At 41.4% G+C, this 16,609-nt stretch carries 16 protein-coding genes; 6 read left to right on the top strand and 10 right to left on the bottom strand.

Annotation, left to right across the window (positions count from 1 at the left end):
* Positions 1-21 precede the first annotated feature (21 nt).
* The 5 genes from ACYRY3_RS38615 to ACYRY3_RS38595 all read right to left on the bottom strand — a co-directional run bounded on the left by ACYRY3_RS38615 (position 22) and on the right by ACYRY3_RS38595 (position 5,406).
* Entirely contained in the window at positions 22-1,380 is a 1,359-nt protein-coding gene (locus ACYRY3_RS38615) for a CHAT domain-containing protein (RefSeq protein ID WP_460207037.1), read from the bottom strand.
* A complete protein-coding gene (locus ACYRY3_RS38610) occupies positions 1,317-1,916 on the bottom strand; it encodes a hypothetical protein (protein WP_460207036.1) in 600 nt (199 codons plus the stop codon). Before ACYRY3_RS38610 ends, ACYRY3_RS38615 begins: the two co-directional genes overlap by 64 nt.
* Before the next feature lie 45 nt (positions 1,917-1,961).
* Positions 1,962-2,756, bottom strand: a complete 795-nt coding sequence (gene cysE, locus ACYRY3_RS38605; RefSeq protein ID WP_460207035.1) for a serine O-acetyltransferase — start codon at positions 2,754-2,756, stop codon at positions 1,962-1,964.
* A gap of 110 nt (positions 2,757-2,866) precedes the next feature.
* Positions 2,867-3,349, bottom strand: coding sequence for a hypothetical protein (locus ACYRY3_RS38600; RefSeq protein WP_460207034.1), 483 nt, complete (start codon positions 3,347-3,349; stop codon positions 2,867-2,869).
* Positions 3,350-3,675: 326 nt separating this feature from the next.
* The gene (locus ACYRY3_RS38595; RefSeq protein ID WP_460207033.1) at positions 3,676-5,406 is read right to left on the bottom strand and encodes a DUF3352 domain-containing protein; all 1,731 of its coding nucleotides are present in this window, start codon (positions 5,404-5,406) and stop codon (positions 3,676-3,678) included.
* 248 nt (positions 5,407-5,654) lie between these two features.
* Here ACYRY3_RS38595 and ACYRY3_RS38590 point away from each other — a divergent pair, with 248 nt between their 5' ends.
* The 6 genes from ACYRY3_RS38590 (at position 5,655) to ACYRY3_RS38565 (ending at position 10,279) form a co-directional block, all read left to right on the top strand.
* A complete protein-coding gene (locus ACYRY3_RS38590; RefSeq protein ID WP_460207032.1) occupies positions 5,655-6,299 on the top strand; it encodes a hypothetical protein in 645 nt (214 codons plus the stop codon).
* 7 nt (positions 6,300-6,306) lie between these two features.
* On the top strand, positions 6,307-6,708 hold the full coding sequence (locus ACYRY3_RS38585; RefSeq protein ID WP_460207031.1) for a hypothetical protein: 402 nt from the start codon (positions 6,307-6,309) through the stop codon (positions 6,706-6,708).
* 86 nt (positions 6,709-6,794) lie between these two features.
* Complete coding sequence (locus tag ACYRY3_RS38580) at positions 6,795-7,151, top strand: rhodanese-like domain-containing protein (RefSeq protein ID WP_460207030.1); 357 nt, start codon at positions 6,795-6,797, stop codon at positions 7,149-7,151.
* 427 nt (positions 7,152-7,578) lie between these two features.
* Entirely contained in the window at positions 7,579-8,667 is a 1,089-nt protein-coding gene (gene hrcA / locus ACYRY3_RS38575) for a heat-inducible transcriptional repressor HrcA (protein WP_460207029.1), read from the top strand.
* Positions 8,668-8,911: 244 nt separating this feature from the next.
* Positions 8,912-9,592, top strand: coding sequence for a DUF2834 domain-containing protein (locus tag ACYRY3_RS38570; protein ID WP_460207028.1), 681 nt, complete (start codon positions 8,912-8,914; stop codon positions 9,590-9,592).
* 6 nt (positions 9,593-9,598) lie between these two features.
* The gene (locus ACYRY3_RS38565; protein WP_460207027.1) at positions 9,599-10,279 is read left to right on the top strand and encodes a hypothetical protein; all 681 of its coding nucleotides are present in this window, start codon (positions 9,599-9,601) and stop codon (positions 10,277-10,279) included.
* A gap of 252 nt (positions 10,280-10,531) precedes the next feature.
* Here the strand turns inward: ACYRY3_RS38565 and crtW are convergent, their stop codons facing one another.
* From crtW to nusB, 5 genes are all read right to left on the bottom strand, one after another.
* Positions 10,532-11,287, bottom strand: coding sequence for a beta-carotene ketolase CrtW (gene crtW / locus ACYRY3_RS38560; protein ID WP_460207188.1), 756 nt, complete (start codon positions 11,285-11,287; stop codon positions 10,532-10,534).
* Between the two features lie 358 nt (positions 11,288-11,645).
* Positions 11,646-11,840 (bottom strand): high light inducible protein, encoded by a 195-nt coding sequence (locus tag ACYRY3_RS38555; protein WP_460207026.1) that lies wholly within the window; start codon positions 11,838-11,840, stop codon positions 11,646-11,648.
* Positions 11,841-12,089: 249 nt separating this feature from the next.
* On the bottom strand, positions 12,090-13,520 hold the full coding sequence (locus tag ACYRY3_RS38550; RefSeq protein WP_460207025.1) for a GAF domain-containing SpoIIE family protein phosphatase: 1,431 nt from the start codon (positions 13,518-13,520) through the stop codon (positions 12,090-12,092).
* Between the two features lie 484 nt (positions 13,521-14,004).
* Complete coding sequence (ftsY, locus tag ACYRY3_RS38545) at positions 14,005-15,687, bottom strand: signal recognition particle-docking protein FtsY (protein ID WP_460207024.1); 1,683 nt, start codon at positions 15,685-15,687, stop codon at positions 14,005-14,007.
* Between the two features lie 164 nt (positions 15,688-15,851).
* Entirely contained in the window at positions 15,852-16,502 is a 651-nt protein-coding gene (gene nusB, locus ACYRY3_RS38540; protein ID WP_460207022.1) for a transcription antitermination factor NusB, read from the bottom strand.
* Between the last annotated feature and the right edge of the window lie 107 nt (positions 16,503-16,609).

The raw sequence follows: 16,609 nt of genomic DNA, 5'->3' as shown, positions 1-16,609 counted from the left end.
GTCGTTTTTGCATAATTTTAATTATGTAATAATCCTTTTTAATCTTTCATCATTTATCATTTCTATAACAATTTTCTTTTGTTTATTCATTCTATTAATAAATTCGCTGATAGAAGAATTTATTTGACAATTACTAGTGCAATAGTTATTTAGAATTTTCCCTGTTTCATAAGCACCATAAAAATTAAATTTATTTTCTCTATTAGACTTAAATATTCTTGCTATAGTCTCACAGCCATCTTCTTGTTCACCTTTAGATATCATACGAATTCCTTTAACTAAATTCCAACTCATAATACCTATTATATTGTTTAGGTCTTGATTGATAAATTCTATACGCTTTTCCATAAATTTAATAACCTCATTTGAGAAAATATCTTCTTTGTTTTTATTGGAATTAATTAAAAAATTAATTTTACAAAATTTAATTATTTCTATCATGAAAATTTGTTCGTAAGATAAATAATTATTTGCCCGACAGATTTCAATACCTCTATTAGCGTAATTAACTGCTCGCTTTATTTGATATTGACGACATGAATGCCTAACTAAATCTGTTAGAATTTGTACTTGCGATTTACTATCTTGGAAGAAATCTAACGTATTTTGAGCCAATTCTAAAATACTGGCTGCTGTGTCAAATAATTCACAATCAATAAAAGCATTCGCTAAATTCCGTAGGTAGTTAAACTTCAACCTTAGCTCTAGTTGGTTCTTAAGTATAAGGTTGAGAAGAGTGTCAATGCAAGAATCATATTGACCACTTAATAATTCTCCTCTAGCTTGCCAGAAAAACAATTCACTATTACTCACACTTGCACAAGCAGCTTTCCAGGCGTCGAAATCACCAAGTAATATAGCAACTTCTGCTTGAATTTGAGGTTCTATATTTCCTTCACATGATTGAATAAATTCTCTTAAATATATCAAGTCTCTGCGTTTCAATGCACTTTTAAAAGCTAGAGAGGATGTACTAGACTTTAGAACAGAATTTTTTTTCAGAAGAATAGGAGTCTTATCTTCTGAATTACCCGCCATTCTAATGGCATTACAGCCCAGTTTGTAAGCAAACTCTACAGACCGTCCTGCTCCAAGAGCGTCGTAAAAACCCACAGCAAATTCAATTGCTGCTTTATCTCCAATCGCTTTTTTCATACCAATTACATAACTAATATGTTGAGTGATAGCCTTTGCTTGCACTTGCGAGTAACAGCCGTTAAGAACAACGCACTCAACTTGATTCGCAAATAGCTCAAACAGTCCAGCCAAGGCTTCTCCATCAACTAGCTTTGCCTGCCCAGTTTCATCTTCAAATACTAAACCCTCATCTCCTGCCCCATGACCAGAAAAATGAACAATTTGCGGATTGATATCCAACATAGCTCGCTGGATATCTCTTGGTCTTTTAAGTTTGTCAACACTTGTGGTAGATGCTCATTTTGTAGAATTGGCAGCAAATTGTCAACTTCTTTTAGAAGAGCTAATTCATAAGAAAACCTATGGCAAGGTTGCAGGCTTTCTTTATTGTCTTCCACTTCTTCAAAGGTTTGAATTAACTTGACTTTAGCTCCAATAAATTGGTCAAGAAATTCTTTGGCAATTTTGTTTTTATGGTCTATTATCTGTGAGGAAACTAGTAGATGATTAAAGGCAGGGCTATTTTCTAAGTGAGCTAAGTCAACTATGGTATTTAAAGCTTTTTCGCAGTAATTATTACGGCTCGGTATCAAAACTTCAGCCGCATACCGACGCAACCAATCATTGTCATTGTTCTCCGCGATCGCGACTAAAGTGGCGAGAGCTATCTCATTCCCCGGCTCTATTGCCAGGAGTGCTCGATCTCCAGAAATGGTGAATTCACAAAGAAGGGCTGAAGTGTGGTTAGCTGTTAATAGCAATTTGCTTGAACGAGCCACAATTTTACCACGAACCACTAACAACTAACCACTAACAGTCATAAATTAAATTCCAGAACCATCCAAAAACTCTTCTATGACCTTATCTTCAATCCGACAACTTCCACGAGTTTCTGTCAAAACTGCCCCATCAGTTAAGACATGGTCGTAAGAAGAGTATTGTTCGTTAAAAGTGGCGTTAAGATGCGAAACTGACAAATTTTGCTGCTCTTTTTGCAACTGTTGAACTTGTTGTTCGAGTTGTTCAATTTTGTCTACCAAAGCTCGTATCACTTGAGCTTCTGCATCTGGTAAACTTCCGTGTTCTAGCGGATCGACTCGAACTCCAGAACGATAAATAATCCGACCGGGTACACCTACAACGGTACAGTCTGATGGGACATCCCGTAAAACAACCGATCCAGCGCCTATGCGGACATTATTACCAATCTGGATATTGCCCAGCACTTTTGCGCCTGCTCCAACAACAACATTTTCACCTACAGTGGGATGGCGCTTACCGCATTCTTTACCTGTACCACCAAGGGTGACACCTTGATAAATTAGGGTATAGTCTCCCACAATTGCTGTTTCACCAATCACGACGCCCATACCGTGATCGATAAAAACTCCCTGTCCAATCGTGGCACCAGGGTGGATTTCTATGCCCGTTAAAAATCGAGCTAGGTGGGAAATCAAACGGGGAAGAAAGGGAATACCAACGATATACAACCAGTGAGCCAGCCGATGGAATAACAAGGCTTGCAAGCCAGGGTAGCAAAACAATACTTCCAACCAATTGCGGGCAGCTGGATCTCGTTCAAATATTATACGGAAGTCAACAAGAAGTGTAGATAACACGCTTATAGCACTCTCGTTTTGCCAAACAAGTTACACTCTATCTTAACGTTGTCAGGACATAAATTTTAGTTAGTAGTTAGTGGTTAGTGGTTGGCGGTCACTACCAAGCATTATTCTTCTAAGGTAATTGTGTAGTTGCGCTTGTCTCCAGCATTGAAGGTTCCTACCCAAACGCGGTATGTTCCAGCTTTCCAGTTAGTGTCTGTGATGCTAGCATCTTTATTTCTTCCAGTATCATCACCACAACGAACCGTGCTTCCATCTGGACCTTGGATGACTAAAGTTGTATCAGTTCCGCCAGTATTAACTTGTATCTTGAGGCGAGAAAAATTTTTTTCCAAAATTAGGATGTGGTCTGGATTTGGGTCGGCATAGCCAATACAGGCATTTCTGTTGCGATCGCGATTGCTAATAGCGGACAAGGAATAAGATCCACCTGTATAACCTGCTATTGTTCCTTTTGCTGGTGCAAACCCAGGTGATAGAGCTAGGTTGCCAAAATGCGACGTATCTGCCAACGCAGGGGTAGAAGCAACAGTCGCTAATGCAGCTAAAAAACCGTTTACAACAAATTGGGGGCGACAGCGTTTCATAGTACCCCTCCAAGAGTCAGAATGAGGTTGCTTTGTATACTTACAATATCAGGAAAAACCTCTAAACCCTGCTATCTTGTGCCACAATCAAAGGTGCCACAGGAAAGGGCTGTTAGTAGTTAGGCCTTTGTCCAAAGTCCTTTGTCATTTGTAAGATTTTGTAGACCAGCAGCTACGTCTTTAGTAGCCCAGCAGCTAACGGTGGGCAGTGCCCACCCTACGTCTTTAGTGGTTGTTGATTAGATATTGCTCGTTAATAATTATTAGATACAACCAGTTAACAAAGAATAAGTAACCACTAACCACTAACTACTAACCACTAACCCTCAACTATTAAACTGGAAAAACACACCGCCTTTAAGTAATTCTGGATTGCTACCGTAACTACTGAGTGTGAGCGATCGCAAATTTTGAAACAATGGTTTGCCAATGACTTCCACAAACTTAAGAATTGGTAGCTGAGTTTCAACAATTTCTTGGCTTTTTGTCCAGTCAAGAAAAAGATAACCCTGATTGGGTTGGGGTAAAGCAGCAATACTGTTTTGGAAATCACTATTGTTTGCCAAAGAATTTTCCTTTGCTCCTAAGGCTGCATCCATTGCCTCAATAGAGGAAGCGATAATCTCATAATCGCCAACATCTGCGTATGTCCCAAGTACCTTTGCTTGGATGGTATATGTTTGTCGGTCTTTTGCAAGAGCAGATTGAGTGCTGGTAGCTGCTAACTCAGTCCAAGCGAATATTTTTTGTTCGTTTAAAGTCAGGGAATTTAATGAAAGCCCAGTAGATGAAGCGACCTCATTTAAATGAGAAATAGCCGATGGTGTCGCCTCTGTTTTTTCTGCCACAAAAACCCAATCGGGATTGGCTTGGTCTTTACCTGGTAACAATCCTATGGCGTACTCTCCCTGTACCCAACTAAAAATATCTTCTTTCCAGTTTATGCCCCAGCGCTTTTGAAGTGTTGCCAAAGGTTGAAGCAATCCAGAAAACGTGTCTTCTTTTGAACCAGACATAACTGCTATAACTTGTTGCCAAAGAAGAGCTAAGTTGTTGTTATCCAAATTGGTTAAATTGGAAGAAGCAACTGTCAAACCTGCTGAGGCTGGAATATATTGTAAAGCGGCAACTGGTTTAGAGAGTTCTTTGGGAAGAAGCAAATTTTTTTCCTTTGCGAGTAAACCAGTTTCAGCTATCAATCCGGTGCGGTTCGCTACTAGGGAAACAATTTGGCTGTCATAAGTTTGGGTTTCAGGTTCCAGACCTTGCCATTTTGCTACAATCGGGAGATTAAAGAAAGCAACAACGAGTGCGTCTTTGGGCACTTCTTTTATCGCTTGTTGGTATTTGCTAGAACTGGTTAAATTAAGGTCTGGGGCTTGAACGTTATTAATGGCATCGCGCAGGACTTTGGGATCGTTAGCAAATAACACAAAGTTATCGCCCACAACTGCGCCAGCAAGAGAGTTTTGGGTTGTGGATTTTGAATTGTCTTTAGATTGTCGGTCTTTACTGGAAAAATATCCTCCTGCTCGTTTTTCCTCTACAGGCGTTTCCTGCTTAGTGTCATAAATCAACTTAATACCCTTGTACTGTTCGACAGCTAAGTTTGACCCAGCAAGCGATCTTTTGGAAAACAATAACTCTACAAATTCACGGCTTTTTTCTGGTTCTTGAGTAGCGAGTGCCATAAGATACCCTGGTTGCCGTCCATTTTCCGAGTCGCGATCTAAGTCTAAAGTGGTAACAGCCAGCGTTATTTCATTTCCCAACCAAGGTTTAATATCTTGTTGGTAATCTATATTCGTGTTAGCCAATAAACTTGTTTTTAGCTTTGATAGTTCTCCATCTCGTTCCAAACTTGGCAAGCGGTCTGGATTTGCTAGCAATGACACCATCACTGGTGCTTGCTTGGAGACAAATATAGCAGCATCTGGCTGCCCGGAAGGGGTAACGAGGTTGGGAGGAGCTTTGGTACTGTTACAACCAGCTGTACCAATCAAAAGTAGCACCAGAAGACAAGCGGTTATGGTCTTGAACAATAAGCGTTGTGTCATATTTATTACATAAACTTCTATGAACGCACAAACAAATATATAACTGCCTGGATTTAAAGACAGCGTCACTACTAGGACTTAGTTTAAATCGCGAACGCTCATTGCCTATACTCTCTAGGCATAAGTACTGCTCAGCCCATCCCCAGAAGGCAGGGGCTTGCGGCTCGTTCTTCGCTCAAAATTGTTATGCCTAATAAAAATAGTAAATTTTCAACTCGAATGGGAATATTAGGGGCAGTTAGTATTTTATGGTACAGGTGAAAATTATTCGGGCAGCCTTCCGTGAAATACAAAAACTACCATTTCGCGATCTCCAGACAGTCTATGACATCTTGTGTCGTTTAACTCAGGAAGAACGGACAAACACGATTGCTTTAAGCGGATACGACAACCTACGGCGAACTAGATCGGGCGAGTTGCGCGTTATCTGGCAACGAGAGTCAAGTGGGGACATTGTCGTCATAAAAGCTGGTTTACGTGGTGATGTTTATGACGATACATTTGAGATTCGCGATCGCGAATGTCCCATAACAATCACAGAACTTATAAACCCTCATGGAACCGAACTTGCTGAACATCCAGCTTACTACTGGAATCACCAACGAGATTCCGATTGGTACAAATTTGTATATAGTACTTATCGCTACTCACCTATATTGACTCGGTACCAAAGAGAAGTACTTGAACAACCACTCAGAACCTTGTTTGGATATAACCAATGGTTAACTGACATATTTAGGAATAGGGTTTGTGTAGTCCAAAGCGCTCCAGGAACTGGCAAAACAGTATGTGCTACTCTATTTGCCTGTGAAATTCATAAACAAAATGAATGCAATACAATGCTTATTGTGCCAGAAGCATTGCGCGGAACAAGCGAAAGGGCGAGAATTTGAAGCTTGTGTGGCTTTTTGTTTATTTGATGGAACTGGTGAACCATCTTTAGAAGAGACTTTTCAGTGGTACACGTTATTGACTCGTGCTCGTTCTCGATTACTAGTCGTGGTCACTTCAGAAGAATTAAATCGTATTAAATGTCATAAGTGTAATTACTTTGAAAAATGCGATCGCATCGATCCTCAAACAGCTATCAGTTGGATTACTGAGCTAGCTTGTGATGTCGATTTGAATCAAATGACCGATGATATTCAACAGCGTTTGTGGAGACGCTGCGAAACTGGTTATTTGTATTGGGATACTTACTTAGCTCTGGAATTGGCAGCAGTGAAGGAAGAGAATCTTTACCAGTGGGAACAAAAAGCGATTGCTCTTCAGGAAAAAACTTTTTGGTTTACTGATGCTTAGCTTTCCCCCTTTGAGGCAGGGTTCTTATCTCCAAAGGGAAGATTTTCTGCCAACATGAAGATACAGGCAATTATTGTAAGAACTTCATGACAGGCAAACCTTTCGAGCAAATCACCGAAATTCCTGTAGAGGAACTGGCACAACGTTTATCTGCAAAAGATCCAGATCTCCAGCTTGTAGACGTGCGCGAACCGCAAGAGCTGGAAATAGCTCGCATTGATGGTTTTGTCAATCTACCTTTGAGCAATTTTGCTGAATGGGGAGAGCAGATTCAGACTCGCTTGAATCCCCACGCTGAAACTCTCGTACTCTGCCATCATGGCGTCCGTTCTGCTCAGATGTGTCAGTGGTTGATCGCTCAAGGGTTTACAAATGTTAAAAATATCACAGGCGGAATAGATGCTTATTCAATTTTGGTTGACCCTTCAATTCCTCAGTACTAGTTTTGGGTTACCGAAGTGTTGATTATAACCGCTTGTGTGGCGTATTTAACTAACTTTTGCTATGTTTAAGCAAGTACGCGATCGCTCTTAATTCCTCTGAAGCAAGTGTCTCACTTGTTTCACTCACATCTATTTTTTTTGACTTAGGTAAAAATTGGTAACTTGAAATACAGCGATTGTGAGAAGCTTATGGAATCATCCAGGATGAGAGGGAAATCGTTGTACTCCAATTTCATTAGCTTTTTAACTAGATTCTTTTGTACTAAAAAATACTTTTATCAGGGGCTGTGCTGGAACTTTCTTTAATTTATTTCCATAGAAGTACATAATTTGATATCTTGCCTTAACAATATTAATCCTTTTTGGAGTTGTCTCCATTAACTTTTTCAAACTTTACTTAAAATTCGGCTTCAGTAAAAAACCCCTTATGCAAGTTCAGTTAACCAATCGGCAACAACATATACTTTGGGCAACCATACGTCATTACATTGCCACAGCAGAACCTGTCGGTTCCAAAGCTCTAGTTGAGGAATATAACCTTGGTGTGAGCTCGGCAACAATCCGCAATGTTATGGGCGCTTTGGAAAAATCAGGGTTCCTGTACCAACCCCATACTTCTGCCGGACGCGTACCTTCTGACTCCGGTTATCGGATTTATGTTGATCGGCTGATTACCCCTTCTGAAACCCTAGGACGGGAGGTAGAAGTGGTACTGCAACAACACCTTAAGTGGGAAGAGTGGAGTTTGGAAGCGCTTCTACAGGGAGCCGCACAGATTTTGTCAACCTTAAGTGGTTGCATCACCCTAATTACTATGCCACAAACCAATACTGCTGCGGTGCGACATCTACAATTAGTGCAAATTGAAGCGGGACGAGTCATGCTAATTGTGGTGACAGATGGATACGAGACTCATTCAGCAGTTATGGATCTACCTCATCCAAAGGATGATGTACAACCTGACACAGAAGCCATCGACCATAAGTTGCAAATAGTCTCTAACTTCTTGAATAGTCATCTGCGGGGTCGCGGTCTAGTAGAATTGGCTAATCTAGACTGGAGTGAACTAGATCGGGAATTTCAAAGCTATAGCGAGTTTGTCAAAAAGTCATTTGCAGAGTTAACTCGCCGCGCTTTTAAACCATCTGCAACACAGATTATGGTTCGCGGTATTGCTGAGGTTTTACGCCAACCTGAATTCTCTGAATTACAGCAAGTGCAAACGCTTATCCACCTGCTGGAAGAAGAACAAGACCAACTTTGGCAGTTAATATTTGAACAACCAGAAACTGAGGAAGTGGGCAAGCCTCGGGTTAATGTTCGTATCGGTGCTGAGAATCCCTTGGAACCCATACGGGGTTGCTCGTTGATTTCTTCCACTTACCGCCGAGGCTTAGTACCAGTAGGCAGTGTGGGAGTGCTTGGACCAACACGCCTGGATTATGAAAGTGCGATCGCAGTTGTGTCAGCAGCAGCTGATTACCTGTCGGAGGCGTTTAGTCTCTTCAATTCCTAACACTTGCTTCGCCTAAATTCAAAACTGATGGATTAATAGTTACTGTTAGGGACTTCTAAATTAAAAAATATCCAAGTTTTTCTTGTGGGACGATCGAGCATTCCATCCTCTAAGGTGGGTGGCAAGTGAATCCAGCCCAAATTCCGGGATAATTTATTTTTTAGAAGTTGTTTTGTGCTTAGTGATTAGTAATGACAAGTACTAACTACTAACGACTAACCCTTAACTACTAAAAACTTGAATTATGGTGAGAAAAATTGCATTTGGGTTACTTTGGCTGGGCTTTATTGTCTATGCTTTTGTCTTCGCACCTCCCAATCGACCCGACACATTCGAGTTGATTAAAAATCTTGCCACTGGGCAGTGGCAAGGAATCAACCCTCTTGTCGTGGCACTTTTTAATATCATGGGTGTTTGGCCTATGATTTACGGTACGCTCGTGTTTGCTGATGGTAGAGGGCAAAAAGTTCCTGCTTGGATTTTTGCCCTTGCTTCCTTTGGCGTTGGCGCGTTTGCTTTGCTGCCTTACCTATCTTTACGGGAACCCAATCCAAAGTTTCCCGGTGAAAAGAATCTTTTTCTGACAATACTGGATTCTCGCTTGACTGGTATTGCCTTAACTGTTGGCACTGCTGTTTTAGTCGCCTATGGTGTTAGGGGAGGAGACTGGGGAGATTTTTTGCATCAATGGCAAACTAGCCGCTTTATCCATGTCATGAGCATTGATTTTTGCCTGCTTTGCCTGTTATTTCCGGCGTTACTTAAAGACGATATGGCTCGTCGGGATATGGAAAATCCTCAGTTGTTCTGGTTAATAGCTTTGATCCCTTTGTTTGGTCCTTTGATTTACTTGTGCTTGCGTCCGCCTTTACCCAAAACGGGTATGGGCACTGTACACAATCAGCAACAACCAGCTGGAAACTAAATATTCATGAATAGAAAATTAGCTCTTTGGTCATTGTGGGCTGGATTTATAGCCTACATTTTATTTTTGGCTCCGCCACTACACCTAGAGGAAACTCTCACTTTACTAAAGAACATTGTGAGTCTGAATTGGTCAGAAATCAATGCTATTGTACTCTCAATATTCTCTCTCGTTGGTATTTTGCTATTGATTTACTGCGGTGTTTTGTTTTTTGATGGCAGAATGCAAGAGATTCCTTTTTGGCCCTTCGCTTTGGCAGGAGTAGGTGCGGGTATACTTGGTCTTTTACCTTATTTGGCTCTTCGAGACGCAAACCAAGAATTTGCCGGACAAAAGGATGCTTTTCTGCAATTTCTGGATTCTCACATTTTCGGTATTATCCTCTGTTTAAGTACCCTTGGGATACTTGCTTATGGATTTTTTCTGGGGGATTGGGCGGATTTCTGGCTGCAGTTCCAAAGCGATCGCTTTATCAATGGTATGAGTTTAGCAGTGTGCCTGTTTTGCCTTTTATTTCCAACGGTTCTTGGTGATGATATGGCACGGCGACGATTTCATAATCCCCAATTATTTTGGGTAGTATCACTTGTTCCTCTACTCGGTCCACTTGCATATCTTTGTTTGCGTCCGCCCATATTAGAAAACAATATTGCTCGGCAAAGACAGAGCATATTGATTCGTAATTGATAAGTAAGTTGGTGTAAATATTTGTTACTGCTTAGTAGTTGCGATGCATGCGTTCGCCGCTCTTGCGTGCCGCAGGCTAGACAGCGCTACTACGAGCCAAATTTAAAGATTTTACTTTTCGTTACATAGTTTGGTGTTTTCTCACTGACTTACTTAGTAGTTAATAGACGCTATGGGCACAAGTTTTGTAGAGTGGGCAGAACACACCAAATTAACAAAGTGGGCAGTGCCCACCCTACTTTTTTATATGGATTATGCATTCTTCTTGAAGCGATAAATTTCTGGCAATTGCCACCACGCAACATGAGGATATTCATGATGTTCCTCATGGTAACCAAAATGATAGCAAGTGATAAATGACCACCAAACCGGACGTGAAATTGTCTGGGCACGATGGGGTTCAGAATAACCGTCTTTTGGCTCTTGATGGGGTAGGAACGTACCGAAATAAAACAGCTGTACGGAACTTAGAATTGCGGGTATTGCCCAAAAGTAATTCAAATTACCTTTAGGTAAATGGAATAGGTAATGAGCCAAATTATAGACCGAAGTTACAACAATAATTTGTTGCCAACTCCAGTAATTTTTCATGAAATACAAATACCAAGCAAAGAAGTTTTTGTGGTGACCGTTATGGAAATCCGGATCTAGTTCAGTAGCAGGACGGTGGTGGTGCATCCAGTGCTTTTTGATTAATTTGTTATAGGATAACCAACCGTAAAGTAACAAGGACAATGTCCCAATAAAATGATTGATTTTGCTATTACTAGGATATACCACCCCATGCATAGCATCATGAGCAGTGATGAATAACCCGGTGTAGAGAAAGGTCTGCCAAATTATGGCAAGTAACAGAGTCAACAAATTAAGTTTGGAAGTATCAACTGAGAGTAAGAAAATTAAGCTGGCTGCCCATACAACAATTATGGTAGTAGCAATTAAAAGCCCAGTTGTAGATTCACTGGTCAGTTTTATTTGAGGACTGGGTGGTTTTTCTAATTGTTGGATCACTCTATTGACTCCGACTTGGGTAAAAATTCAAAAAGATCGTGACATGGCAGACAGATTACTAGACAGCAAAAGTCTGTTAGTAATTATTGCCGTGCTTCAAGCAACACCAGCACTCCTATTGTATAGAAATATTAAGATATTTTAATAATTACATACCCAATGACTATACCAAAAATCATCTTTGGTTTAGCAGTTATCCATAAATTGGGTGTTGCAAGTACCAGTTCCTGCTTTGGGGGCTGTGAGTGTTTATGAGCTTTGAGTGCTGAGACTAGTTCCTACTCAACACTCGTTGCTCGAAACTCATAACGATCTTTACAAACGGTTCTAGCTTGAAAGGTAAAGTAGCGTATAGTTAGCGAGGAATGACACTGAGTACGTCACGCACTACACTATAGCCGTTGAGATCCCACAATAGATATGCGAGAAAGCCAATCATTGCCAAGCGTCCTTGCCACAATTCGGATTGAGGAGTAAAGCCAAACTTAACAGCATTGCGATCGCTATCGTTGTATGCCTTCTCTGTAGAATCCGTAGGATAGGGTCCCATTGTTAATTTTCCTTAAGTATCTTAATGACATTTTCATAGTATTCCTTTGCACAGTTGGCGCTATCTGTCTGTAGTGCAAAAGTGCTAGCTAGTCAAAGGAATGAGATTGCCTGAGAATGTGTATAAATTTTTGTATGACAAAAGGACGGTTAGCGTTCGCTTTACCTAATCAATTAGAAAATTTTATCATTAGAAAAAATGTATTTCCCTATACCTAAAAAGAACCCAGTTTGTCAAATAAACTGGTCTTTAAGTATTGAAAATTTCAAGTCCCAACTCCGGTTGAACTTGCAAGACGACTAGTGTCATGTCGTCGGTATTGTGCCTGTCCTCACCGATAAATTGTTGTACTCGGTCAAATAGATAATCTAGAATTTCTTCTGGACCATTACAAATCCTACAAGCATAGCTAAAGGCGACAATCAGGTTTTCTTCATCGAAGCGATCGCCACTTGCAGAGGGAGCATCAGTCAAACCGTCTGTATAGTAAAGAATAGTATCCCCCGGTTCTAGCTGTGCCCTAGCATCTTCATATTGGCTATTGGCATCCAAACCAATGAGCATACCAACACTATCCAACCGCGTTACAGTTTTTGTCGAGGCGTGCCACCATATAGGAGGATTATGAGCGGCATTAGTGTAGGACAAAATTTTAGTTGTCGGGTCGTATTCTGAGTAAAACATCGTGACAAAGCGGTGGGAATTTTCCAAATCCGCATACATCACTCGATTTAAATTTTGTAAAATTTGTCCTGGAGTATGACTGTGGAGAACCTCTCCCCGAAGCATTCCCCGCATCATAGTCATAATCAGCCCTGCAGGAACACCTTTGCCCATCACATCCCCAATCACTAAACCCCAACGCTCTTCAATTTTCCCGTGAGAACCATTGCGATCGTGGTGAATTTGATGGTGATTGGTGGGAATAAAGTCATAGTAATCGCCACCTACACGATTGGCGGGTTTACATCGTGCGGCAAGGGCTACACCTGGAATTGTGGGGCACTGCCTGGGCAAAAGCCGTCGTTGAATTTCTGCACCAATTTCTAGTTCTTGGTCGAGGCGTTCTTTTTTCCTCAGTTCTACAGCTAACTCATCATTTTCTATCGCAACTGCTGTTTGATCTGCGACTAACCGAACTAACTTTTGTCGGGTTTCCGTCCAAGTATATTCTGGGTCGCGGCTTAAAACATAGAGCCACCCTCGTTCTGTATGCTTCACCAGAATTGCCGTACCAAAAATTTGTATATCTGGTCCTAACTGGCGATGCATATGGTCGTCCAAAACCGACGTACTTGTTGCTAAAGGTTGAGAGTTTGGTGCATATGTAATTTGATTGCTAACTGTTTCTAATGCTTTACGAATATTTTTCCGTTGGCGGCTATCCTGCCAATGAAGTTGCTCTAATCTCACTTGACCGTTAGGTTTGTATAGAAAGAGGGCACTGCCATCTGCATCGGTCACTCTTGTTGCCATCAGCGGAATCAGTTCCAAAAATTGATTGAGATTATTGAAACTTCGGAGAGCAAATCCTAAAGAACTAAGGAGGTCTTGAATTTTATTTTGTTCTCGATGGAGCCGTGCCACAAGTTCTTTCAGTGCCACTACAGGGGTTACCTCCGTAGCGCCACTAGTTGTATTACTTTCACTTGGTTGAGATGGTGGTTGAGACACAGGCACGGCTATAATTGCACTTTACTTAAGCAGATTCTAGATTAGATATAAATACTTCTGTTCTGGTATTGCTAAATCATATTGTGACAAGATTGTCAATTTAGCAAGAGTAAAAAGACGTAACAGATAAATTTTTTTGTTATTTTACGATTTGTGCTTTTTTATAAAACAGACCTATATAGAAATGGCTTTCTGAAAAGCGCTAGAAGGCTTTACATTCTCTCATACATTCCTTATTTTGTCATCTCTTTTTTGTAAAAAAAATGAAAATTGAAGGGTTCAACGCTTAGAATCCTCACATAACGGGATTTTTGAGCCAAAAGTTAAGCAGGGCGATCGAGTTGTAGTACGGCACTGCCAACATTTAAACTACCATTAGAGAATATTTTTGTAATTAATTTTTGTCAAAAATTGGAAACATAGTGGTTAGTAGGTGGGGCTATACCGCAAGTTGGTTAGTGCTGGGCAGTGCCCACCCTACTGCTAACTACTAACCACTTAAAAGTGCTTCCACAAACTCATAGCTAGAAAAAGGTCGCAGGTCTTCAACACCTTCGCCTGCACCAATAAAGCGAATGGGTAAGCCAAGCTGCTGTACAACAGCAAGGGCAACACCTCCTTTAGCGGTGCCATCAAGCTTGGTTAACACAACTCCACTCAGTTGTGCTGCTTGAGCAAAGACTTCCGCTTGTCGCAGCCCATTCTGACCTAAAGTAGCATCTAACACCAGCAGGGATTCGATCTTGGCATTAGGAGCTTTCTTGTCAATAATGCGACGAACTTTACTGAGCTCATCCATTAAGTTCTTTTTATTTTGCAGTCGCCCTGCAGTATCTACCAAAAGCAATTCTGTTTCTCGTGCCAATGCAGCGGAAATAGCATCGAAAACAACTGCTGCAGGATCTGCATTCTTAGCAGGATTAGCAATCACTTCCACACCACTTCTTGCACCCCAAATCTTCACCTGTTCCACAGCAGCAGCACGGAAGGTATCAGCAGCACCAATCAAGCATTTATAACCGGATTTATTAGCTAAATGGGCAATTTTACCGATAGTGGTTGTTTTGCCAACACCATTAACTCCAGTCATTAACCAGATATTCAACGTTTCTTTTTCTGGCGCAAAAAAATGCTTGCCAGATTTCTGTATCGGCGCATCTAGCATATCCCGAAGGATTGATTTGAGATACGCAATACCTTCTTCTGGTGGTAAAGCTTCTTGTCGAAGCTTTTGCTGTAAGGAGTTGATAATATGGTCGGTTGCTTCAACACCAACATCCGCTTGCAAAAGCAGTGCCTCAATAGCCGTAACGGCTGCTTGGTTCAGCGGACCTTGACCAACGATAGCTTTAAGTTGATTGAGGATATTACGGCGAGTTTTATCTAAACCTTGCCGCAGTTTTTTAAGCCAAGTAATTTCTTCAATAGAAACATCTTCCGGACGCCTACCTTGTGCTGCCAACACTTCTGTTGACCACAAGAACCCTTCATCAAAGGCAAACCCTGGTATTTCTGCTGTGATTTGTGGTTCTTCGGTCGTTGATGCAGCTTGATTCAGGGCTACCTCTGGTTCTGGTGTTTCGATCGCACTGGCTATGAGTCGTTCTTGCTTTGCTTGCTTTTCTGCTGCTGCCCTTTCTAGAAAGGAGAGTGTTGCCGGTGCTGCTGGTTGAGTTGGCTCTTCCTCTTTTGTTATCTCAACTTCCCCTACTCCCGACTCCCCACTCTCCACTCGCTCACAGGCAGAGGAGTCAGCACTTTCGTCCATGGCAATTTCAGCAACTGGCTCTTCAGTTGTTACTGCTTCCACTGGTGCTGCACTCACATCTTGATTGTCTGGTTGTTCGGCAATTGTTTCAGAAACAGCAACAAAGGCAACTTCCTGAATTGGTGGCGTTTCTGCAACTTCCTGTAGCTGTAGCTGGGAAGTTTCCGTTGTTGCATCACCAGTTGGGGTTGTCGCTTCCTCCTCAGTTTGCTGCCTTTGCTGAATATTCTTGTAAGCTGCTTTTGCATAAGCAAGCAAGTCTACAGCTACGTCCGCAGTTTCTGCCGTTGACGTTGCGGCTGGTTCTGGTTGGGGTTCTTTTACAGCAGGCGTTTCTGGCTGTTTATCTTGAGAGGGAGTACCAGTTGGCTCATTATGTTGACGGCGGAACCAATTAAAAACCATTGCAGCTAGCGGTGTTATAAAACTTTTTATCTAACGTTTAGTGTAATTTCTTTTGTCATTTGTCATTTGTCATTTGTCATTTGTTAAATTTTTAACAAGAACTAATGACCAAGAACCAAGGACTAATGACACTGGACAAAGGACTAATGACCCATAACTGTATACTAGAGAGTTGTTGCCGCTTTTGTCTGTTCTATGACTCGGCGCAAAACACCATTGATGAATCGATGGCTGTCTTCTTCACTATATCGCTTGGCTAGCTCAACGGCTTCGTTGATAGCTACACTCTGCGGTACTTCGAGGTGCTTTATTTCAGCCACAGCAATTCGCAAAATATCTCGGTCAATATGAGCAAGGCGAGTGACTTGCCAGTCTACTAAAGCAGTAGAAATTTGTTCATCTATTTCGTTGCGGTTTTCATTAACTGTCAGTACGATCTCTTTGGCGTATTCACGGACTTCTCTGTCTTGATTAGCTAGTTGAATAAGTTCTGGAAACTCCACAGCTGCAGCTAGTTTGTTAATAGCTGTTTGCGTACATTCAATCGCTTCTTTAACCATTGTTCTAGCAGTGTTCAGATCTGTGGCACGAGTCTGGCTGCTTAAAAGGCGGTCATTACTGCGTTGCAGTTCGGCCGCAGCATTGTCTAAAGTGTCTTGTACTTCAGATCTTAAGGTGCGTACAGCTGCTAGTACCAACTTGGGTATTAGCTGATCCCGCTCCATTTTTTCTAATTTTTTTGGGTTAACTGGCAATTGGCTGAGGCTTAAAAGCGCCAATTCACGAGCAATTTGACGGGGTTTGCGCTCTTGCATAAAGAAGTAGTTAGTGGTTAGTGGTTAATGGTTGGTGGTTGGTAGTTAGTAGTTAGTAGTTTGTGGTTGGTGTTTGGTGGCTTAGGTTACATTAGCACTTAACTACT

It is taken from the genome of Scytonema sp. NUACC21, assembly GCF_054684315.1.
Note: the sequence above shows the minus strand (reverse complement) of the source record. Positions and strands in the feature narration are given on the sequence as shown.

Coding starts and splice junctions, on each gene's coding strand:
- ACYRY3_RS38615 (WP_460207037.1), bottom strand. CDS start 1,380: ATGTTGGATATCAATCCGCAAATTGTTCATTTTTCTGGTCATGGGGCA.
- ACYRY3_RS38600 (WP_460207034.1), bottom strand. CDS start 3,349: ATGAAACGCTGTCGCCCCCAATTTGTTGTAAACGGTTTTTTAGCTGCA.
- ACYRY3_RS38595 (WP_460207033.1), bottom strand. CDS start 5,406: ATGACACAACGCTTATTGTTCAAGACCATAACCGCTTGTCTTCTGGTG.
- ACYRY3_RS38590 (WP_460207032.1), top strand. CDS start 5,655: ATGGTACAGGTGAAAATTATTCGGGCAGCCTTCCGTGAAATACAAAAA.
- ACYRY3_RS38580 (WP_460207030.1), top strand. CDS start 6,795: ATGACAGGCAAACCTTTCGAGCAAATCACCGAAATTCCTGTAGAGGAA.
- hrcA (WP_460207029.1), top strand. CDS start 7,579: ATGCAAGTTCAGTTAACCAATCGGCAACAACATATACTTTGGGCAACC.
- ACYRY3_RS38570 (WP_460207028.1), top strand. CDS start 8,912: ATGGTGAGAAAAATTGCATTTGGGTTACTTTGGCTGGGCTTTATTGTC.
- ACYRY3_RS38565 (WP_460207027.1), top strand. CDS start 9,599: ATGAATAGAAAATTAGCTCTTTGGTCATTGTGGGCTGGATTTATAGCC.
- ACYRY3_RS38555 (WP_460207026.1), bottom strand. CDS start 11,840: ATGGGACCCTATCCTACGGATTCTACAGAGAAGGCATACAACGATAGC.
- ftsY (WP_460207024.1), bottom strand. CDS start 15,687: ATGGTTTTTAATTGGTTCCGCCGTCAACATAATGAGCCAACTGGTACT.
- nusB (WP_460207022.1), bottom strand. CDS start 16,502: ATGCAAGAGCGCAAACCCCGTCAAATTGCTCGTGAATTGGCGCTTTTA.